General features: G+C 59.2%; 13 protein-coding genes. 10 read left to right on the top strand and 3 right to left on the bottom strand.

Annotation, left to right across the window (positions count from 1 at the left end):
* Positions 1-85: 85 nt before the first annotated feature.
* The gene (locus ACT3UQ_RS07280; protein ID WP_444636822.1) at positions 86-1,414 is read right to left on the bottom strand and encodes a glycosyltransferase family 2 protein; all 1,329 of its coding nucleotides are present in this window, start codon (positions 1,412-1,414) and stop codon (positions 86-88) included.
* 337 nt (positions 1,415-1,751) lie between these two features.
* On the opposite strand from ACT3UQ_RS07280, the gene ACT3UQ_RS07285 reads away from it, so the two are divergent.
* From ACT3UQ_RS07285 to ACT3UQ_RS07295, 3 genes are all read left to right on the top strand, one after another.
* Positions 1,752-3,113 (top strand): nucleotide sugar dehydrogenase, encoded by a 1,362-nt coding sequence (locus tag ACT3UQ_RS07285; RefSeq protein ID WP_105554429.1) that lies wholly within the window; start codon positions 1,752-1,754, stop codon positions 3,111-3,113.
* Between the two features lie 91 nt (positions 3,114-3,204).
* Entirely contained in the window at positions 3,205-4,224 is a 1,020-nt protein-coding gene (locus tag ACT3UQ_RS07290; RefSeq protein ID WP_105554430.1) for an NAD-dependent epimerase/dehydratase family protein, read from the top strand.
* Between the two features lie 143 nt (positions 4,225-4,367).
* Positions 4,368-5,765: a polysaccharide deacetylase family protein gene (locus ACT3UQ_RS07295; protein WP_444636823.1), complete on the top strand. Its 1,398-nt coding sequence runs from the start codon at positions 4,368-4,370 to the stop codon at positions 5,763-5,765.
* Positions 5,766-5,858: 93 nt separating this feature from the next.
* Here ACT3UQ_RS07295 and ACT3UQ_RS07300 read toward each other — a convergent pair whose 3' ends face one another.
* Entirely contained in the window at positions 5,859-6,320 is a 462-nt protein-coding gene (locus ACT3UQ_RS07300; protein WP_105554432.1) for a hypothetical protein, read from the bottom strand.
* 117 nt (positions 6,321-6,437) lie between these two features.
* Here ACT3UQ_RS07300 and ilvD point away from each other — a divergent pair, with 117 nt between their 5' ends.
* The 4 genes from ilvD to ilvC all read left to right on the top strand — a co-directional run bounded on the left by ilvD (position 6,438) and on the right by ilvC (position 11,939).
* The gene (gene ilvD / locus ACT3UQ_RS07305) at positions 6,438-8,141 is read left to right on the top strand and encodes a dihydroxy-acid dehydratase (protein ID WP_444636824.1); all 1,704 of its coding nucleotides are present in this window, start codon (positions 6,438-6,440) and stop codon (positions 8,139-8,141) included.
* A gap of 287 nt (positions 8,142-8,428) precedes the next feature.
* A complete protein-coding gene (locus ACT3UQ_RS07310; RefSeq protein ID WP_105554434.1) occupies positions 8,429-10,312 on the top strand; it encodes an acetolactate synthase large subunit in 1,884 nt (627 codons plus the stop codon).
* A 3-nt stretch (positions 10,313-10,315) separates the two neighbouring features.
* Positions 10,316-10,834, top strand: coding sequence for an acetolactate synthase small subunit (gene ilvN / locus ACT3UQ_RS07315; RefSeq protein WP_096288635.1), 519 nt, complete (start codon positions 10,316-10,318; stop codon positions 10,832-10,834).
* Between the two features lie 82 nt (positions 10,835-10,916).
* A complete protein-coding gene (gene ilvC / locus ACT3UQ_RS07320; protein WP_096288637.1) occupies positions 10,917-11,939 on the top strand; it encodes a ketol-acid reductoisomerase in 1,023 nt (340 codons plus the stop codon).
* Positions 11,940-12,125: 186 nt separating this feature from the next.
* Here ilvC and rfbA read toward each other — a convergent pair whose 3' ends face one another.
* Positions 12,126-13,013, bottom strand: coding sequence for a glucose-1-phosphate thymidylyltransferase RfbA (gene rfbA / locus ACT3UQ_RS07325; protein WP_444636825.1), 888 nt, complete (start codon positions 13,011-13,013; stop codon positions 12,126-12,128).
* 1,008 nt (positions 13,014-14,021) lie between these two features.
* Here rfbA and ACT3UQ_RS07330 point away from each other — a divergent pair.
* The 3 genes from ACT3UQ_RS07330 to ACT3UQ_RS07340 all read left to right on the top strand — a co-directional run bounded on the left by ACT3UQ_RS07330 (position 14,022) and on the right by ACT3UQ_RS07340 (position 19,831).
* The gene (locus tag ACT3UQ_RS07330) at positions 14,022-14,798 is read left to right on the top strand and encodes a hypothetical protein (RefSeq protein ID WP_444636826.1); all 777 of its coding nucleotides are present in this window, start codon (positions 14,022-14,024) and stop codon (positions 14,796-14,798) included.
* Entirely contained in the window at positions 14,795-18,319 is a 3,525-nt protein-coding gene (locus ACT3UQ_RS07335) for a PKD domain-containing protein (protein ID WP_444636827.1), read from the top strand. The genes ACT3UQ_RS07330 and ACT3UQ_RS07335 overlap by 4 nt, the downstream gene beginning before the upstream one ends.
* Before the next feature lie 69 nt (positions 18,320-18,388).
* Positions 18,389-19,831 (top strand): glycerophosphodiester phosphodiesterase, encoded by a 1,443-nt coding sequence (locus ACT3UQ_RS07340; protein ID WP_444636828.1) that lies wholly within the window; start codon positions 18,389-18,391, stop codon positions 19,829-19,831.
* Positions 19,832-19,896 lie beyond the last annotated feature (65 nt).

Raw genomic sequence — 19,896 nt, forward strand, 5'->3', positions numbered from 1 at the left:
TTTAATTTATTAGAAATTATCCTCGGGTTTGCATGCACATGGTTGAAACGTTAAGTCGATCCGATTGCTGCGAGCAGGCCCCGGGCTAGCGGGCATCATCATAAAATGTTTCCCACTGATCGGATATGGCAGGGGGCAAGAAACGCCGGGTCGGGCTGTTCCAGATGCCAGTGGATCCCGAACGCAAGGATCGAATCAAGGTAGCAATGCACAGGTATGAATCCACCACGCGCAGAAACGGGAAGAGCGGCGCCATCCAAAGGTAAGACATGCGACGGGTCATTACCACAGCAAAGAGCGTCAGCAATAATTCAGGAATGAGAAGCCCCAGAAGGAGTGCATAAGGGGGCAATACTCCAGATAGCGTGGTGATCACACCGTTCGGGTCTGCCCAGAAGTTCAAAGCTACTTCAGCAGCGGCGCTGACCAGCAAAGCGGGAAGTAGTAGCAAGAAGAACAGCGAGCAGCTCACCAACTCAACAATGTACAGCGCCTGAACTGCCCAGAATTTGCCGATGTGTAGCCCATGGCGTCGAACAGTCTGCCAATAGCCCAGCGTCCAGCGTCGCACCTGATTGATGTAATCGCCGAGATTATCTGGATCTTGGGTGTAAGCCACGGCGGCACCAGGATGGAAAGCCACGCGTCCCAACTTCTTGGCGTGGACTTCGAAGGTCATGTTGAAATCTTCAATGGTTAGCCCTTCTGCCGCAATATCGATTTCAGGGAGTATTCGAGCCCGATACATGCTCGCAAATCCAGGAACAATGTTGACCACGTTGGCTTTCTTAGCCGCCTGGCCATACTTCACGAGCACCTGCACGAATTGGTAGAGACGTTCACGGTAAGCCACCAGCACCTTGCCCATGAGGGTTGCCGGTGCCGGGTCAAAGATCGTTCGGGCCCGCCCTGCGACTGCCACGACCTGCGGGTCTGCGAATTGCGGAAGACCGGTTGAAAAGTAATCGGGGGAAAGCTGGGTATCTGCGTCCAGCAGCATCACAACTTCGAATCCGGAGTCCAGCTGGAAATGCTCTACCGCAGCTGCCAACGCGCCAGCCTTGCCACGGTTTGGATTCAGGCTGATTACTTGTGCTCCAAAGGACCGGACTATGCCGGCGGTCTTATCCGTTGAGCCATCAGAAGCGACGAAGATTTGGGTGGCCGGCAGCAGGGCGAGTACCGATTGCAGAGTTTTGGCGATGACCAGTTCCTCATTGTGTGCGGCAATGAGCACCGCTACCTGTGAATAGTCAGGATAATCCCGCCCCGCTATCAGATTTTTACGTCCTCTGGCAGGTTCTTTCGGATACGGCGATACCTCGGTCACTAGACGAAGCAATCCGGCTGTTGACCACAATATGGTGGTCAGCCCCACGACCGTGACTGCCAAGGCGATGATGATTATTAACATGTTTCCCCCAAGGAACAAATGAACTTTCCATCACTCGACGCTAACCACTTACTTCTCGGTCAGCCAATGATTCTCAGTGGGGTTAACCCCACAGTTAAACAACCCCATGGGGTTAACCCCAAGTGTTCGCGCAGGACGTAGCCAGCAGCCTGGACCGTGGCCCAGTGTTGTTTTGGGCGGACCAGCGGTCACTGGGTCTTGGCTGCACAAGAACCTGTTCGTAAAGCTTTTTGGGGGCGAACAGACAGTCTTGCAACCCATGGAAATGGTCCGTCCAATCACAAAAGGCAAGCAATTCTTGCCTTGGGGCAATCGAAGAACTTCTTGGGGGAAGCATATGACCACACAATTGATTACCGACGGTCTTCAGGCTCAAAAACAACTCGACAGCGGCGAGCCGTGGGCAGTAAAAGTGAGAAACCGTCCACAGCCGGGCCGGGACTTCGACTATGACGTCGCGATCGTGGGAATGGGCTACGTTGGCTTGCCGACAGCCTTGGCGCACCATGTTTCGGGTGCCAAGGTACTAGGCTTCGACATCAGCGGTAAGCGTATTGGAGACATCAAGGCGCGCGAAGTTGATCTTCTGCCAACGGATCACCAGCGTTTGGCCAGTGCGTTGGCCTCAGATTCGTGGACGCTGAGCCAAGAATCGACGGATCTGTCTCGGGCGGCGGCGGTCATTGTCTGCGTGCCAACTCCTGTCGATGGGCATCATGTACCGGACCTTTCGATTTTGGCCAGTGCGAGCCGCATGGTCGTGCAACAAGCAGTCGCCGGACAATTGATCCTCATGACGTCGACGACTTATGCCGGGTGCACCCGCGAAATGATCGTTGAACCGCTGCGTAAGCGTTCTCTGGTACCAGGTGCCGATATCAGCGTGGCTTTTAGCCCTGAACGCATCAATCCGGGCGTTTCCGATTTCAGCATTGAAGATGTGCCTCGTGTCGTTGGCGGATACACCTCTAGGTGCCGTGAAGCGGCAGTGAAACTACTCGCTAGCTACACCGGTACCGTGCACCGCACCAGCGGAATGGAAGTCGCCGAGATGACCAAACTGCTGGAAAACACTTTCCGCGCAGTAAATATTGCCATGGCCAACGAATTTGCCCAGGCGTGCCAGGTGCTTGACTTGCCAGTACAGGAAGTTATTGATTCGGCCGCCACCAAGCCATTTGGATTTATGCCGTTTACTCCGGGCCCCGGTGTGGGCGGGCATTGCATTCCCTGCGATCCGCACTATCTGTTGTGGCAGCTTCGGGCCCACAACATGAGCCTGCCGGTGATTGCCGCGGCCATGGAAGGAATTGAACAACGCCCGGCGCAGACCGTAGCTCGTTGCGCCCAGGTTCTGTCGAATACCGGAAAGGGGCTCTTGGGGTCTCGTGTACTCGTAGTCGGACTTGCCTACAAGCCTGATGTGGCAGATTTGCGCGAATCGCCGGCGCTGCAGATCATCGACAAGCTGATCGCAGCCGGAGCCGACGTGGCCTTCTATGACCACCATTTTCCAGAGTCGGTCACTGTGAACGGCAAACAGATTATCGGCTGCGCGAAGCCTGCCGAATTCAACGCAGACTTGGTCCTGCTCCACACTCGTCACGCCGCGGCGGACCTGTCCTGGATCAACAAGGAAACCACTGTCCTCGACGCCACCTATCGCGCCGAGGAACTTACCCATCGGGTCCTGCTCTAGGCACAGCAACACACCTTTTCATTTCCACGTATCGCATCCATGAGGCGGAACGGGTACGAGGGATCCATTGCCATGATTATCAGGAGAAAACATGCGCACAGTCATTACCGGCGGAGCCGGATTCATTGGAAGCCACTTGGCAGACTACCTGCTGGCCGCAGGTGACGAAGTAACAGTTTTTGACGATCTGTCCACGGGCACAGTGGATAACCTCACAGAGGCTTTCAAAAGCCCGAAGTTCAACTTTATCGAGGGGACAGTTCTAGACAAAGAAGCTGTAAGCAGCGCAATCGCAGGGGCTGACAGGGTCTTCCATCTGGCTGCTGCAGTAGGTGTGCAACTCATTGTTGAGCAACCATTGGTGAGCCTGCGCACAAATATCCATGGAACCGAGAACGTGCTGGACGCTGTCAAAGCCGCCGGCGCGAAGCTGCTGCTAGCTTCCACCTCGGAGGTCTACGGCAAGAACTCAACCGATGCGCTCAGCGAGGATTCCGACAGAATTCTCGGCGACGCGTTGAAATCACGGTGGACCTACGCGGCCGCCAAGGGCATTGATGAGGCCTTCGCCCATGGTTACTGGAACGAATACGGAGTTCCAGTTTCAATTGTGCGCCTATTCAACACCGTTGGTCCACGCCAGACCGGTCGCTACGGCATGGTGGTGCCAAACCTTATTGGCCAGGCGCTGACCGGACAGCCGCTCAGCGTGTTCGGAGACGGCAAGCAGACCCGGTGCTTCTCTTATGTCGGCGATGTGGTGCCAGCGCTGGTTGCCCTGATTGAAAACGAGCGCAGTTACGGCCAGGCTTACAACCTCGGCGGTTCCCAAGAAATTTCCATCGGCGCGTTGGCAGAACAGATTCTGCAGCGCGTAGGTGGCCAAAGCACAATTGAACTAATTCCTTACGACCAGGCATATGCCCCAGGGTACGAAGACATGCGCCGCCGCGTGCCAGATAATACCAAGGCAAATCGGCTCATCGGGTTCGTTCCGCACACCAACGTCGAGCAGATTATCGACCACGTCGCGAAGGACTTGGAATCCCGTGGTGCACTCAACGAGCGGCTCATGGGACGGCCCGGCGCAATGCTGAAAATCGCCGTCTAGATCATCTGAAAGCAATTGCCGAGGGTCCGTCCTGCCCTACGCGGACGGACCCTCGGCAATTCCGAACTCAGTTTGCAACTACACCAAGACTTAATTGAAATGAGTGGGAGTACGTGAAATCTGCGTCAAAGCGTGGGATGAAGATGTTGGTGGCATTTCTTAGTGCGGGGGCTTTGCTCACAGGATGCGTTTCGGCCGACGTGCTGTTTAGCTCACCAACCATGAAAGCCAAAGGTCCAGCACCGGCTCCTCCGGAGCCGCGGTTAGATACGGTGCATCAATCGCCACCACAGCTTGAACGACGTGACTATGACCGCGACAAAACGGTTGTGTCACTGACTTTTGATGATGGGAATGCGAGCCAGCATGAAGCCGTAAAAATACTCGACGAGATTGAGCTTGAAGGTACCTTTTACGTGAATTCCTCGGTTCTCGACAGTCCGGGATACTTTTCGCGAGCGCAACTTGATGCCATGGCGAACACCGGTCATGAGATCGCTGGACACGGTGTGCAGCACCGCAACTTGAGCGACTTGGAACCGGTGGAAACCGTTCGCCAAATATGTATGGATCGTAAAAACCTCAGCAATTGGGGATACCAGGTAACTAGCTTTGCGTTCCCCGAGGCCGGGTCCAACCCGGCCATCGAACAGGCCGTAGCGGACTGCGGGTACAACAGCGCACGGGGATTAGGCGGGATAGAGTCCGTGACCGGTTGCGAAGGCTGCGGATACGCCGAGTCCTTTGATCCGAAGAACATCTGGCATACCTTGGCTCCGGCCATGGTGGATGCTGACTGGACCGTTGAGGACATGCAGAATCTGGTGCTGAACGCGGAAGAAAACGGGGGCGGGTGGATCCAGATTACCTTCCATCATTTGTGCCCATCGAGCTGCAATGAAATTTCTGTGCAGACCGAAGACTTTGCGCAATTCGTTTCTTGGCTCAAGGACCGAGAGCAAAAAACCGGGACCGTCGTTCGGACGGTGGATGAGGTGGTTGGCGGTCCGATCCGTCCGATCGTAGATGAACCAGAACTACCTGCTAACACCGAGGGCAACTTGGTGGTCAACTCAGGCTTTAGCGAGCAGCCTAGGGGTGATGATTTCTCTCGATGCTGGCAAGCGGCCGGGTATGGGAAAAATAATGGCCATGCTCGAGTAGAGCCGAAGGCAACCAACGATTCAGACGGTGTGAGGCTAGAAATCACCAACTATCGGGACGGCGATTTCAAATTTCTGCAGCGTCTGGATCTGGGCGAATGCGCTACCCAAATCATCCCGGGGGAGCGCTACGAAATGAAGGCGACCTATTCCGCGACGACGACAGCCCAATTTGTGTTGTACCTCCGCGATCCGCAGGGGGACTGGCTATATTGGACTGCTTCAGACTGGTTGGCACCGACCGATGCGGCCAAGGAAGCGGTATGGGTTGCTCCTGCGATACCGGAAGGGTTCACCGGTCTGTCATTTGGACTGTCTTTATTTAGCGAGGGTATCTTGCACGCCGATGACGTGGAAATGTCGGTGTACTCGGACTAAGCGTGCGGGATGAAGCATAAGGCGGATACGACGAAGCGCAGCGGCCGGACGGCCGCTGCGCTTCGCTGTGAACTGTCGTGAAAATGCCGGTGGCTAGACGAAGCTTTCGGTTCCCTCGATGGTGTTCATGAAGTGGTCCATGAAGTCCGCGAAGTCGCGCGCATCGACTTCCTGGTCGATCAGCGCACCGAGCGTCACCGCGTCATCGATATGGATGTCGATGCTGGGGCGGCTGGGGATGCTGAAGCGGAACACGCGTCCGGTGGAGGTGGCCACCTCATAGCCGCCGTCGCTGAGCAGCGCCAGCTGGTTCACGTTGGTGTTGTTGATCGTGATTGCCGCTTCGGAAGCGCGCAGGTCCGCCGAGGAGACCGGGGCGAGGACCAGCTCCGCTGGCTGACGCCGATATCCAATGACCTTGAGCCCACCAGAGCCAGCAATGCCGGTCCCTGCTACCAGGTTGTAACTGGCGAAGTTAGGGATCTGCGTATCAAAGGCCTCGTGCAGGAGGCGCTTGACGTGGTCGGTAGGATTTTCGTCTGGGCGTGGGTCCATAACTCACACTCTACCGATAATGCTGGACAATTTGATCAGTCTCCTCGTTTAGCGAAATATGTCATTGTCGCGTCATGGGTTGTCCAATTGGTCATATTGACTTCTAGAATTTGATTTATGAGCCAGGAGACTACCCCAGACATCAAACCACGTTCCCGTGTGGTCACCGATGGTATCCATGCGGCACCGGCGCGCGGCATGCTGCGTGCGGTCGGCATGGGAGACGACGACTTCGTCAAACCGCAAATCGGCATCGCAAGCTCGTGGAATGAAATCACCCCGTGCAACCTCTCGCTGAACCGCCTGGCGCAAGGCGCCAAGGAAGGCGTGCACTCCGGTTGCGGCTTCCCGATGCAGTTCGGCACCATCTCCGTTTCGGACGGCATTTCCATGGGCCACGAGGGCATGCACTTCTCGCTGGTCTCCCGTGAAGTCATCGCCGACTCGGTCGAGACCGTCATGATGGCCGAGCGCCTGGACGGTTCGGTGCTCCTTGCCGGCTGCGACAAGTCGCTGCCCGGCATGCTGATGGCCGCCGCCCGGCTGAACCTCTCCTCGGTGTTCCTCTACGCCGGCTCGATCATGCCCGGCTGGGTCAAGCTGGAGGACGGCACCGAAAAAGACGTCACCCTCATCGACGCCTTCGAAGCCGTGGGCGCCTGCGCCGCCGGCAAGATGAGCGAAGAGGACCTGGGCCGCATCGAACGGGCCATCTGCCCGGGCGAAGGCGCCTGCGGCGGCATGTACACCGCGAACACCATGGCCTCCATCGGCGAGGCGCTGGGCATGTCCCTGCCGGGTTCGGCGGCCCCGCCCTCGGCCGACCGCCGCCGCGACATGTTCGCGCACAAATCCGGCGAGGCGGTGGTGGAACTGCTGCGCAAGGGCATCCGCGCCCGCGACATCATGACCAAGAAGGCCTTCGAGAACGCCATCGCCGTCACCATGGCCTTCGGCGGCTCCACCAACGCGGTGCTCCACCTGCTGGCCATTGCCCGCGAAGCCGAGGTCGAACTGAGCCTGAGCGACTTCAACCGCATCGGCGACAAGGTGCCGCACCTGGCGGACCTGAAGCCTTTCGGCCGCTACGTGATGAACGACCTGGACCGCATCGGCGGGGTGCCGGTGGTCATGAAGGCGCTGCTGGATGCCGGCTTGCTGCACGGTGACTGCCTGACCGTCACCGGCAAGACCATGGCGGAGAACCTCGAGCACATTGCCCCACCGGATCCAGATGGCAAGATCCTGCGGGCCATGGACAACCCGATCCACAAGACCGGCGGGGTGACCGTGCTGCACGGTTCGCTGGCCCCGGAAGGCGCGGTCGTGAAGTCCGCCGGCTTCGACGCGGACGTCTTCGAGGGCACCGCGCGCGTCTTCGAACGCGAGCAGAGCGCCATCGAGGCGCTCGATGCGGGCAAGATCCAGGCCGGCGACGTAGTGGTCATCCGCTACGAAGGCCCCAAAGGCGGACCGGGAATGCGCGAGATGCTCGCCATCACCGGCGCCATCAAGGGTGCAGGCCTGGGCAAGGACGTATTGCTGCTCACCGATGGCCGCTTCTCCGGGGGCACCACCGGGCTGTGCATCGGTCACGTGGCCCCCGAAGCCGTGGACGGCGGGCCCATCGCCTTCGTCCAGGACGGAGACAAGATCCGCGTGGACATCGAGGCGCGCAGCTTCGACCTGCTGGTTGAGCCAGCCGAGCTGGAAGCCCGCAAGGTCGGCTGGGAGCCGCTGCCTGCCAAGTTCACCACCGGTGTGCTGGCCAAGTACGCGAAGCTGGTCAACTCGGCGTCAACCGGCGCCTACTGTGGCTAGCCAAAAGCTAGCGTGATCCATTGGTTGGACGCCAAAGCGTCCAACCAATGGACATCCATCTCGTATAATGAGATACAAGGGGTTTCTAGTTGCTCTTTACCTCCCGGTGGAGAAAACTAGAGATATGCAAACAACCTCCGAGGTTCTACTAGTTATCAGGCGCGAAGCCTGAAACGTTGTCCGCCAGGACAGAACGTCGGTAACGCGCCAGCCCCCTTTCGTCAATAGCGACGGCCGCGGGGCGTTTTTTATGCGCAAACGAAGAGATAGATCAGGAAAGGATCCCGATGAGCAACGTAACACCAGCCAATCCGGCCTCGGTTGCGAAATCAATTAATCGATCAAAGGATGCCGCCACCGCTGTCTCTTCCGTCGTGGAAGCTTCGAACCCGGTACAGGGTCCGAATACTATCGTCGCTGCCACAAAGATGACGGGGTCACAAGCCATCGTCCGCTCACTGGAAGAACTGGGCGTCAAGGACGTCTTCGGATTACCAGGCGGGGCCATCCTTCCCACCTATGATCCACTGATGGATTCGACCAAGCTTAATCACATCTTGGTCCGCCACGAACAGGGTGCAGGCCATGCCGCACAGGGCTACGCCATGGTTTCCGGAGAAGTCGGCGTGTGCATCGCCACCTCCGGTCCGGGCGCAACCAACCTCGTCACCGCGCTAGCCGATGCCAATATGGACTCGGTGCCGATGGTGGCAATCACCGGCCAGGTGCACAGCGCCTTCATCGGCTCGGACGCATTCCAGGAAGCCGACATTGTCGGCATCACCATGCCGATTACCAAGCATGCGTTCCTGGTGACCGACCCGGAAGAAATCCCACGGGTTATGGCAAGCGCCTTCTACCTCGCGCAGACCGGCCGCCCCGGTCCGGTGCTGGTGGATATCACCAAGGATGCCCAGCAGGGAGACATGACCTTCTCCTGGCCGCCGAAGGTGGACCTGCCCGGCTACCGCGTGGTGACCAAGGGACACAACAAGCAGTTGCGCGAAGCGGCGAAACTGATCGCCGGCGCCAGCCGCCCGGTGCTCTATGTCGGCGGCGGCGTGATCAAGGCCAACGCGCATGAGGAACTGAAGGCCTTCGCCGAGTTCATCAACGCTCCGGTGGTCACCACGCTCACCGCGCGCGGCGCCTTCCCGGATTCGCATGCCCAGCACGTGGGCATGCCGGGCATGCACGGTGCGGTCTCCGCCGTCACCGCGCTGCAGCAGGCCGATCTGCTGATCACCTTGGGTGCGCGCTTCGATGACCGCGTCACCGGCGTGCTCTCCTCCTTCGCGCCCAACGCGAAGGTGATCCACGCGGATATCGATCCGGCCGAAATCTCGAAGAACCGCACCGCGGACGTGCCGATCGTCGGCTCGCTGGATGAAATCATCCCGCAGCTGCAGGAGGCGTGCACCACGCGCTTCGAAGCGGACCCGCCGCAGGATCTGACCAGCTGGTGGGGCCTGCTCAACCGGCTGCGCGAAACCTACCCGATTGGCTACACCGAAACCCATGACGGGCTTTCCGCGCCGCAGAACGTGATCGAGCGGATCGGCGCACTGACCGGCCCCGAGGGCGTCTACGTGGCGGGCGTGGGACAGCACCAGATGTGGGCGGCGCAGTTCGTGAAGTACGAGCGCCCGCGCTCGTGGCTGAACTCCGCCGGCTTGGGCACCATGGGCTACTCGGTACCCGCGGCCATGGGCGCCAAGGTAGCCCAGCCGGACCGCGTGGTGTGGGCCATCGACGGGGACGGCTGCTTCCAGATGACCAACCAGGAGTTGGCCACCTGCGTGATCAACCAGATCCCCATCAAGGTCGCCATCATCAACAACTCCTCGCTGGGCATGGTCCGCCAGTGGCAGACGCTGTTCTACGAATCGCGCTACTCCAACACCGATTTGAACACCGGCCACGGCACCGCGCGGGTCCCGGACTTCGTGAAGCTTGCCGATGCCTATGGCTGCGTGGGCCTGCGTTGCGAACGCGACGAGGACATCGATGCCACGATCCAGCAGGCACTTGCAATCAATGACCGCCCAGTGGTGATCGACTTCGTGGTCTCCGCGGACTCCATGGTGTGGCCAATGGTGCCTTCCGGAGTGAGCAATGACCAGATCCAGTTTGCCAAGGGCATGACCCCAGAGTGGGAAGAGGAGGACTAGAACATGGCAAAGCATACGTTGTCGGTACTCGTCGAAGACGTTCCCGGCGTACTCACCCGAGTCGCCAGCCTTTTCGCCCGCCGTGCATTCAACATTCACTCGCTTGCGGTGGGTCCCACCGAGATCGAGGGAATCAGCCGCATGACCGTGGTGGTCGACGCCGAGGGGGACTCCCTGGAGCAGGTCACCAAACAGCTGAACAAGCTGATAAACGTCATCAAGATCGTCGAGCTGCTGCCGGAAACCTCGGTGCAGCGCGACCACATCATGGTCAAGGTACGCGCAGATGCGGCAACCCGCCTGCAGGTTACCCAGGCCGCCGAGCTCTTCCGCGCCTCCGTCATCGACGTGGCTCAGGACTCGCTGGTCATCGAGGCCACCGGCAATGCCGGCAAGATCGATGCGCTGCTGGCGGTGCTCGAACCCTTCGGCATCCGCGAGATTGTCCAGGCCGGTACCCTAGCGGTAGGACGCGGCGCCAAGTCGATGTCGGACAGGGCACTGAAAACCCTCTCCGCCTAAACGGCACCAAGCAAAATTACAGAACTTTCAATAACAAACTTCTTATTCGAAGAAAACCTAAGGAGCAATCACAGTGGCTGATATGTACTACGAAGACGACGCCGACCTCTCAATCATCCAGGGTCGCAAGGTAGCCGTCATTGGCTACGGCTCCCAGGGCCACGCACACGCACTGAGCCTGCGCGACTCCGGCGTGGACGTCACCGTCGGCCTGGCCGAGGGCTCCAAGTCCCGCGCCAAGGTCGAGGCCGAAGGCCTGAAGGTCGCCACCGTGGCCGAGGCCGCCAAGTGGGCAGACGTCATCATGATCCTGACCCCGGACCAGGTCCAGGCACAGGTCTACGCAGAGTCGATCGCCGAGCACCTCGAAGAGGGCAACGCCTTGTTCTTCGGCCACGGCTTCAACATCCGCTTCGGCTTCATCCAGCCACCGGCCAACGTTGACGTTGCGCTGGTAGCTCCGAAGGCACCGGGCCACACCGTACGCCGCGAATTCGAAGCAGGCCGCGGCATTCCCGACCTGATCGCAGTGGAGCAGAACTTCACCGGAGGCGCCAAGGAACTGGCACTGTCCTACGCAGCGGGCATCGGCGGCACCCGTGCCGGCGTCATCGAGACCACCTTCACCGAAGAGACCGAAACCGACCTGTTCGGTGAGCAGGCCGTGCTTTGCGGCGGCACCTCGCAGCTGGTTCAGTACGGCTTCGAGGTTCTCACCGAAGCTGGCTACAAGCCAGAGATCGCCTACTTCGAGGTATTGCACGAGCTGAAGCTGATCGTCGACCTGATGTGGGAAGGCGGCATCGCCAAGCAGCGCTGGTCGATCTCCGACACCGCCGAGTACGGCGACTACGTCTCCGGCCCACGCGTGATCACCCCAGAGGTGAAGGAAAACATGAAGGCTGTGCTGGCCGATATCCAGTCCGGCGCCTTCGCCACCCGCTTCATGGAAGACCAGAAGGCCGGTGCCCCGGAATTCAAGGCACTGCGCAAGAAGGGCGAAGAGCACCCAATCGAGACCACCGGCCGCGAACTGCGCTCGCTGTTCTCCTGGATCTCCGATTCCTCTTCGGATGACTACGTGGATGGTTCCGTAGCTCGCTAAGCTTGCGGTTACTCGCGTAAGAGCGAATTACTGGCCATGGGTCGGGTCACTTGAGAAAGTTGACTCGGCCCATGGCCGTTTAAGCACAGTTTTGTTTCTTGCAAGACATTGAACTGCCGATACCTAAATATTTATTCAATGACGTACGAATCGATGTCAGGCAAGCACCGCAAGGGCGCCGATGCCTTAGTGCCAGGGGTCAACGAATTCATGATCCAACAGTCCGTTGAGGTATGCGCCATAACCGCTCTTGCCTAAGGTGGCTGCACGAGAGCGAAGCTCCTGATCATCGATGAAGTCTTGACGCCAAGCGACTTCTTCTGGAACCCCAATTTTCAGGCCCTGGCGAGCCTCGACGGTTCGCACAAAATTGGACGCATCGTTGAGCGAATCGAAGGTTCCCGTGTCCAACCAGGCGGTGCCGCGCGCAAGCACGTTGACCTGTAGCTGCCCGTCTTCGAGGTACAGCCGATTGATGTCGGTTATTTCCAATTCGCCGCGCGCCGACGGCTTGAGCGTGCTTGCCTTTTCAATCACCGTATTGTCGTAGAAATACAGCCCCGGAACAGCATAGTGGCTGCGCGGTTTCTCAGGTTTTTCTTCAAGGGAAATGGCATTGCCATCCCTATCAAACTCGACAACGCCGTATGCCGACGGATCTTTGACCCAGTAGCCAAAAATGGTCGCGCCGTCCTGGCGGTTGTTGTAGTTCTGCAATTTTGTTCCAAAACCAGGTCCATGGAAGATGTTGTCTCCCAGGATAAGTGCCACCGAATCGTTGCCGATGTGCTCGCGCCCGATGATGAAGGCCTGTGCCAGGCCGTCAGGTGAATCCTGGACGGCGTACGAAAGGTTTGCCCCAAAATGGCTTCCGTCGCCTAGCAGCGTTTCAAACTGTTCCGCATCGTTCGGTGTGGTGATCAATAGAATATCCCGGATCCCTGCCAACAAAAGAGTCGACAGCGGATAGTAGATCATTGGCTTGTCGTACACAGGTACTAACTGTTTTGAAATCCCCTGTGTAATTGGGTGCAATCGCGACCCGGTTCCCCCAGCTAAAATTATTCCCCTCATACGCAGATGGTACCAACGGAAACCACTAAATGTGAGGCGGAATTGGATTGTACGGTAATGGAGAAAGAGTTCAGGAAACGCGAAAATATTGGGTCAGGTTATTCTCTATGCCGGTTGACTAGAGCATTAAGAACAAGCTGTAATGTGTCGACTCGACCCGGCGTGCTGTCTCAGGCGTTTAAGGTGGAATGTTTTTCTTCTGAGGCAAGTATTTTATGCACTGAATGAGTAGCCAATTACCCATGATAATTTAAATCCTGTTAATTAGTCTAAGAAGAAGCTTATTGGAAGTAGTGCATCGGGCGCTGTACGGGTGGGGCCGTTAGGGTTCGTGGACTTTCTGTGGACAAAAATAGCGTTGTTGAGATTCTTGGGGGAATAGCGTGCAACCAAAAAACATTCCTATGATCGTGTGGCGCGACCGTTACCGGTGCGCATGGATCCTTTCGGAATCGCTACGGGCCGGACCAACCACTCGCCATGTGGACCCGCTGAGCGCCTACGCGCCGTAGCCCAGCAATAATTTCTGCCTCCGATGGCAGGCGTGCGCAACGATCGCAACCTTCGCGGGGCTTCACTCAGCTTTAACCGGGAACCACGATGACCGGTAGCTAATATTCGAAAGATGCAGAGTCCGTCAGAAATTCGACGGAGTTGCGGCTCGTGGGGACTAGCGGTCGCTATTCGGGGAATTTCACCGCTTGCTCTGTGAGCTATTTCTTGGGGGAAACTAATGATTATTGGATATGCAGCCCGCGCTTTGGAACTGAACCACGTGGGGCATCCAGCTGTTCTGTCTCAGCACGAGCCTGCGCGATGTGACTGTCGCTGGCCTGGCACCTGTCGTGTGGCGAAATCTAAAGTGGATCTTCAAGTCAGCAGGCAGAAAATTCGAGTATTTTCCTCTCGTCAATCTAAGCTCCGATTCACGGGCACGGATCGCCTTGGGATCCTTGAACGTTTCCCAATGCCAGACCAGCTTTGCTCAAAGATCCTAAGGTAATTGAAATGAAAAATACCTGGCTACGCACGGGGCGGCCCACACCTCCAGCAAGAAGCTGGACTGTGCTGACAATCGTTCTATCCGCATCGGCACTGGCGCTGAACGGATGCGCCGCGGCTGACCACACCTTACAGCAGGCCAATCAGGTTAGCGTTCCAAGCACAAACGGGCCTGAGCAATTACCAGCAACGGGTGAAACCCGAGTTCCCGACAAAGTGGGAGCCAGCGACCGTGCAGCGAAGCAAACAGCAAATCCGAATGCCAAGGACAAAACCGAGACGCCATCAGACGTTGAGCCCCGCAAGGCTCCGCCTGAGTGGAAGAAGGCCAAGGGCGGACTCAAGGTCGGCAAAGACTCCGATGCAGCGGAGAAAAATCCCAAATCTGCTTCGAAGGTAGCACTTGATAAGCCCGTAGCCGCAGGGCCCGAAGCGCTAATGAGCATCTCGCGCATTGCATCTGTCAAAGGCGAGGCCAATGGCATCGGTGAAATAGCTGGTCCCGCGACGCTGGTGGAAATCACCGTCACCAATCGCGGCGACGAACGGCTGGACCTGGCCCAAGCGCAAGTGCGACTGTACTACGGAGCCGAGAAGACCCCGGCCGCGGCGCTCAACGATTTGCGCGCCAAGAACCTGAACCCAGTGCTTGCGCCTGAGGAATCCAGCAAGGCCGTGTATATCTTCGCGGCCACTGCCGCGGATATCGAGAACGTGCTCGTCGAATTCGAGACCGGCAGTACAGATGAAGTTCAACTACTCGCGGGTGAGGTAACACGATGAAAGCTGTACGGGCCGTCAAACTACGGCAACGCGTGATCGGCATGGTCGGTGCCCTCGCGCTGGCCGGAAGCATCACAATTATCGGAGCGCCCAGCGCGCTGGGTGATAGCTCACCGTCAGATCCAAACGATCCTGCCACCCCCGTCACGGTGACCGCCGACGCGCTGCCGACGGTGCAAATCAACGGCGTGGTGTGGAGCCAGGTAGTCATCGGCGACGTGGTGTACGCAGGTGGAAGCTTCAGCACCGCAAGACCTGCCGGTGCCGCGCCGGGGACCCAGGAGACACCGCGGAACAATATCTTGGCCTACGACATCCGAACAGGCGAACTGATTGGCGGTTTCGCCCCGGACTTCAACGCGCAGGTGCTTTCGTTGGCCGCCTCTCCGGATGGAACGCGGCTCTACGTGGGCGGAGACTTCACCGCATTGAACGGCCAGGGCGCAACACGCATGGTCGCGCTGGACCCGCAAAGCGGCGCAAGAATCCCGAACTTCGATCCGCAGCCCTCGAATTCCGTTCGGGCAATCGTCGCGACCGAAACCGAAGTCTACCTGGGCGGTAGCTTCTTCCGCCTCGGACAGGCCTGGCGCGAGCAGGTAGCCGCGGTGCGGGCCAGCGACGCGGCCCTGCTGGCCATGCGCCCGGTGGTCACCGGAGGAAAGGTCGATTCCCTGGCGCTCTCTCCCGACGGCACAAAACTTGCCATCGGTGGGCAGTTCACCGAGGTCAACTCGACCACCGAGAACGCCAGCGGATTGGCCGTCATCAATACCGATACGGCCGAAAAATACTCTTACCCGGCCGCCGAATACGTCCGAAACGGCGGAAACAACGGATCGATTACTTCGATCGCCAGCGATGCAGACACCTTCTACGCCAGCGGCTTTACCTTCGGGCGCACCAATACGCTCGAAGGCGTTGTCGCCATCAAGTGGAACGACCTTGAGACCCATTGGCTCGAAGACTGCCACGGCGACACCTACTCGGTGCACCCGGCCGGCGACCAGGTCTATATCGCCGGGCATCCGCACTACTGCGGAAATATCGGTGGCTTTGCCCAAGAGCCCAGCTGGGCCTATCAACGGGCCATGAGCTTCAGCAAGGTGAGCACGGGAATTATCGACCGTGAGATCCACGGGTATACCAACTTTGAAGGCCTGGAGCATCCGCAGCTGCAAAACTGGTTCCCGGCGCTGAACACCGGAACCTATACCGGCCAGAACCAAGGGCCGTGGAGCGTGACCGGCAACGACGAGTACATCGTTTACGGTGGGGAATTCCGCACGGCCAATTATCAAGGCCAGCAGGGGCTGACCAGATTCACCTTCAGCGATCAGGCACCGAACCTGCGCGGCCCGCTGCCATTTGGCCAGGACTTCCAGGTCAACGTGAGCTCAACGCAAACCGGAGAGGTGCGCCTGCAATGGCAAGCCGCCGAAGACATGGACAACAAGACGTTGACCTACAAGGTAATCAGGGACGGGAACATCGCGAATCCGGTGAAGACCTTCAACGCCGATTCAACATTCTGGAGCAGGCAGGGGCTTAGCTACATCGACAAGGAGCTGGCTCCGGGCAGCTCCCATAGCTACCGGGTGTTTGTCACCGACCCCAACGGACGCGAGGCGCGAAGCGCCACGGCGAACATCACCGTCGCGGCACAAGATACGCCAAGCAGCGGCTATGAGCAGGTGGTCAAGGCGGACGGACCGGTGAACTACTGGCCGATCAGCCCCGCGGATGGTTCGGTGCTGATCGACGCCGCACACAGCGACGATCCGCAGGTCACCGGAGGCGCAACCTTGAACGGTTCCAACGCGATTGACGGGGGATCCGGGGAAAGCCTGCGCCTGGGAAGCGGCGCGGTGCAAGACACCACCCGTCGCACTCGACCTCAGGAATTCAGCACCGAACTGTGGGTCAAGGCCGGTTTAACGCAGCGCGGACGGTTGATCGGCTTCGGCAACGGGCTGACCGGAAATTCAACGGACCACGACCGGTTGACCTACCTCAACGACATCGGGCGGCTGAGCTTCGGGGTCACCGAGCGGGGAACCAAGCGGGTCATTACCTCACCGCTGATCTACACCGACAACAACTGGCATCACGTGGTCTCCACCCTCGGCGAGGATGGCATGCGCCTCTATGTTGACGGCGCGCAGGTAGCAAGCCGTGCGAGCACCACCACTGCGTTGGAGCTCGATGGGTTCTGGCGTCTCGGCCAAGACCGGGTGCGAGGCTGGAACTCCGCCCCGACCAGCGGCTTTGCCGGATATCTCGATGAGGTGGCCATCTATGACAAGCAGTTGGATGCCGCCACGATCGCGAACCACTACCAGGCCGGGCTCGGCCAGGCGGCGAATATCAGTCCGCAAGCCGAGTATGAATTCACCGTCGACGGATTTGACCTTGCGGTGGACGCCGCGCAATCCACCGACCCGGACGGGACGATCGAGTCCTATGCCTGGGATTTCGGGGACGGAGCCACCGCCGCGGGCAGCACCGCGACGCATAGCTACGCCGAGCCGGGGGACTACCAGGTGGAACTCGTGGTCACCGACTCCGCGGGGGCCACGGATCAACGCACGCGCAGCGTTTCCATTACGGCGCCTCCGGAACCCAACCGGGCACCGCAAGCGGCCTTCGAGGCCACGGCCAGCGGCTTGACCGTCGACCTGGACGGAAGTTCGAGCAGCGATCCAGACGGAGACGCGCTGGCCTATGAGTGGACCTTCGGCGACGGAAGCCAGCCGGCCACCGGCCAGAGCGCATCCCACGGCTACGCCGAGCCCGGAACCTACCAGATCGGTCTGACCGTCACGGATCCCGAGGGATTAAGCGATACGACGAGCCAGAGCATCGAGGTCGAGCCGCCCGCCGGCCCATTGGCCGCCGATGCCTTCGCCCGTGAGGTCACCGGCGGGTGGGGAACCGCGGACATCGGCGGGGAGTGGACGCGCACCACGAGTGCGGCCGCCACCGAAGTCTCCGATGGCGTCGGTAAATTGATCGCCATAAATCCGGGTTCCGGCCCGCGGGTCTACCTCCCGCCGCTAGCCAGCGCACAGGTTACCGCGACCGTGGAGGTCGCGATGGAAAAGCCCTTGACCGGCGGCGGCGCCTACCTGTACTTCTCGCCGCGCTATGTCAGCGCGTCCAACCAGTACTACCTGAAGATCCATCTCATGAGTGATGGCGGGGCGCGCATACAGCTGGCGCGCGTACTCGACGGCGCAGAAACCATCCTTGACACGGACTATCAGCCCACCTTTGGCTACGAGGCAGGGCAGAAGCTCATGGCAAAGATAGCGGTCGCCGGAGGCAATCCGAGCGCACTGTCTGGCAAGGTCTGGGCGGCTACCGACACCGAGCCCGGCGACTGGCAAGTGACGGCCAGCGATTCGGCCGCCGGATTGCAAACTCCGGCGGGAATCGGTCTGCGAATGTACCTGTCGGGGTCGGCTACGAACGCTCCGAATACCGCAATGTTCGACAACCTGGAGGTGCTGGCCCAGTAGGCATTTGTTGCTCCGGCGAGGGCCGGCAAAGGGAAGTATGATTCGACAACTCTGATGGGGGATGAGTTTGTGGAAAAGCTAGCAAGGCAGGGGACGCTGCTGACGCGCAGGACCTTTTTGGGGGTAGTTGGTCTCGCGAGCCTCGCCGGATGCAGCAGCGTGTCGAGCGTGAACGGGGTCAAGGCCAGTGAACGTGGCGCAAAAGATCTGTTGGACTCCGCCTCGTTCTTCATCGCTCATCGAGGTTCGGGAGACAACTGGACCGAGCACACGATGCACGCCTACCGCGAGGCGGTCGCGCACGGCGCCTCGGCGGTTGAATTATCCGTGCAACGCACGGCAGACGGATACTTCGTCTGCCACCACGACCCGAGTTTGGAAAGGCTCTGCGGAAAAGATGTCCTGATCGAGGACCTTACGCTTGCGGAACTCGCCGAGTACCGAAATGACGCACGGATCTGGCTGGGCCCGTATACCCCCAGCGAACCGATCCCGCGGCTGCCGCATGTGCTTGAGCAACTCTCCGGCAAGGCGACCTTCTTCATCGAAGACAAAACGGGCAAGAACACCGAGGAGCTGCTCAAAGCGCTCAAGGATTCGCCGGTGGGCGAAGAGTCGGTGGTCTGGAAAATGGAAGCGACGGGGGCAAGCCATCGAGCAGCCGCGGAGGCAAACTACCTGACTTGGGGATACTTCGCTCCGCAGAATTTTGACCAAATCGAAAAGCTGGCCGGCGAATTTGATGCCATCGGCATCCATGATTCTGCAAATGAGTTGGTCATCGATCGAGCGGTGTCCACGGGTAAGCCGGTCATCGTCTGGGAAGTGCACACGCGGTCCCAGATGCAGTCGTTGCGGGCGCAAGGAGTCGCCGGCATGATGTGTTCGAACTTTCCCTATGTAACCGGCACGCCGGTGGAACTCGTCGACTCTCATGACACATTTGCCTCCGGGCGACGCGCCGCGGGCGACCTGCCCGACGTGCTGACTTGGAATTCACAACCGGAGTTCCTTCCCGAACAGGGGGCGCTGCGCCTCCCGGGTAGACGCAAGGCAAGCTACGTTCTAGGATCCATGGCCAGCCTGCGCCAGGGCGGATGGGCTTTGGAAGCCCAGATCCGCTGGCCAACGCTTGGTGACGAGAGGCAAATCGCCGGCTTGTCGTTCGGGACGCCGAATGACACCCCCTACCGCGCCTTCGAAAAGAGCCAACGCAACGGCTTTCATCTGCAGCTTGAAAGTTCCGGTGAAGCCTCCATCTGGCAAGCCCACGAAAACGGGCAAAAAGCCTTGGACCGCAGGGGGCAACTGAAGTTCGTGGCGAACCAGTGGATACCGCTGCGAATCACCGCAACCGATACCCGGCTCAACGTCGACGTAGCAGGCCAAGGGACGCTGTCGGCAGAAATTTCCGGGCCGATTGCTGCCGGATATCTCAACCTGTTGACTCTCCAACCAGCAGGCCTAGCCGTGGACTTCAAGGAAATTGGGCTGCAGCAAATGGGAGCGTAGCCGCATCTCCGTCCGCACGGCGGGACGGTTCCATCAACCACCAACTCTTCAAAGTAAGGCGAATT

The organism is Glutamicibacter sp. AOP12-B1-11 (assembly GCF_052379245.1).
Lineage (GTDB): Bacteria > Actinomycetota > Actinomycetes > Actinomycetales > Micrococcaceae > Glutamicibacter.

Bases quoted from the DNA above. Each gene is read 5' to 3' on its own strand.
- ilvC (WP_096288637.1), top strand. From the start codon at position 10,917: ATGTACTACGAAGACGACGCCGACCTCTCAATCATCCAGGGTCGCAAG.
- ACT3UQ_RS07330 (WP_444636826.1), top strand. From the start codon at position 14,022: ATGAAAAATACCTGGCTACGCACGGGGCGGCCCACACCTCCAGCAAGA.
- ACT3UQ_RS07310 (WP_105554434.1), top strand. From the start codon at position 8,429: ATGAGCAACGTAACACCAGCCAATCCGGCCTCGGTTGCGAAATCAATT.
- ACT3UQ_RS07295 (WP_444636823.1), top strand. From the start codon at position 4,368: ATGTTGGTGGCATTTCTTAGTGCGGGGGCTTTGCTCACAGGATGCGTT.
- ACT3UQ_RS07280 (WP_444636822.1), bottom strand. From the start codon at position 1,414: ATGTTAATAATCATCATCGCCTTGGCAGTCACGGTCGTGGGGCTGACC.
- ACT3UQ_RS07300 (WP_105554432.1), bottom strand. From the start codon at position 6,320: ATGGACCCACGCCCAGACGAAAATCCTACCGACCACGTCAAGCGCCTC.
- ilvN (WP_096288635.1), top strand. From the start codon at position 10,316: ATGGCAAAGCATACGTTGTCGGTACTCGTCGAAGACGTTCCCGGCGTA.
- rfbA (WP_444636825.1), bottom strand. From the start codon at position 13,013: ATGAGGGGAATAATTTTAGCTGGGGGAACCGGGTCGCGATTGCACCCA.
- ACT3UQ_RS07335 (WP_444636827.1), top strand. From the start codon at position 14,795: ATGAAAGCTGTACGGGCCGTCAAACTACGGCAACGCGTGATCGGCATG.
- ACT3UQ_RS07290 (WP_105554430.1), top strand. From the start codon at position 3,205: ATGCGCACAGTCATTACCGGCGGAGCCGGATTCATTGGAAGCCACTTG.
- ilvD (WP_444636824.1), top strand. From the start codon at position 6,438: ATGAGCCAGGAGACTACCCCAGACATCAAACCACGTTCCCGTGTGGTC.
- ACT3UQ_RS07285 (WP_105554429.1), top strand. From the start codon at position 1,752: ATGACCACACAATTGATTACCGACGGTCTTCAGGCTCAAAAACAACTC.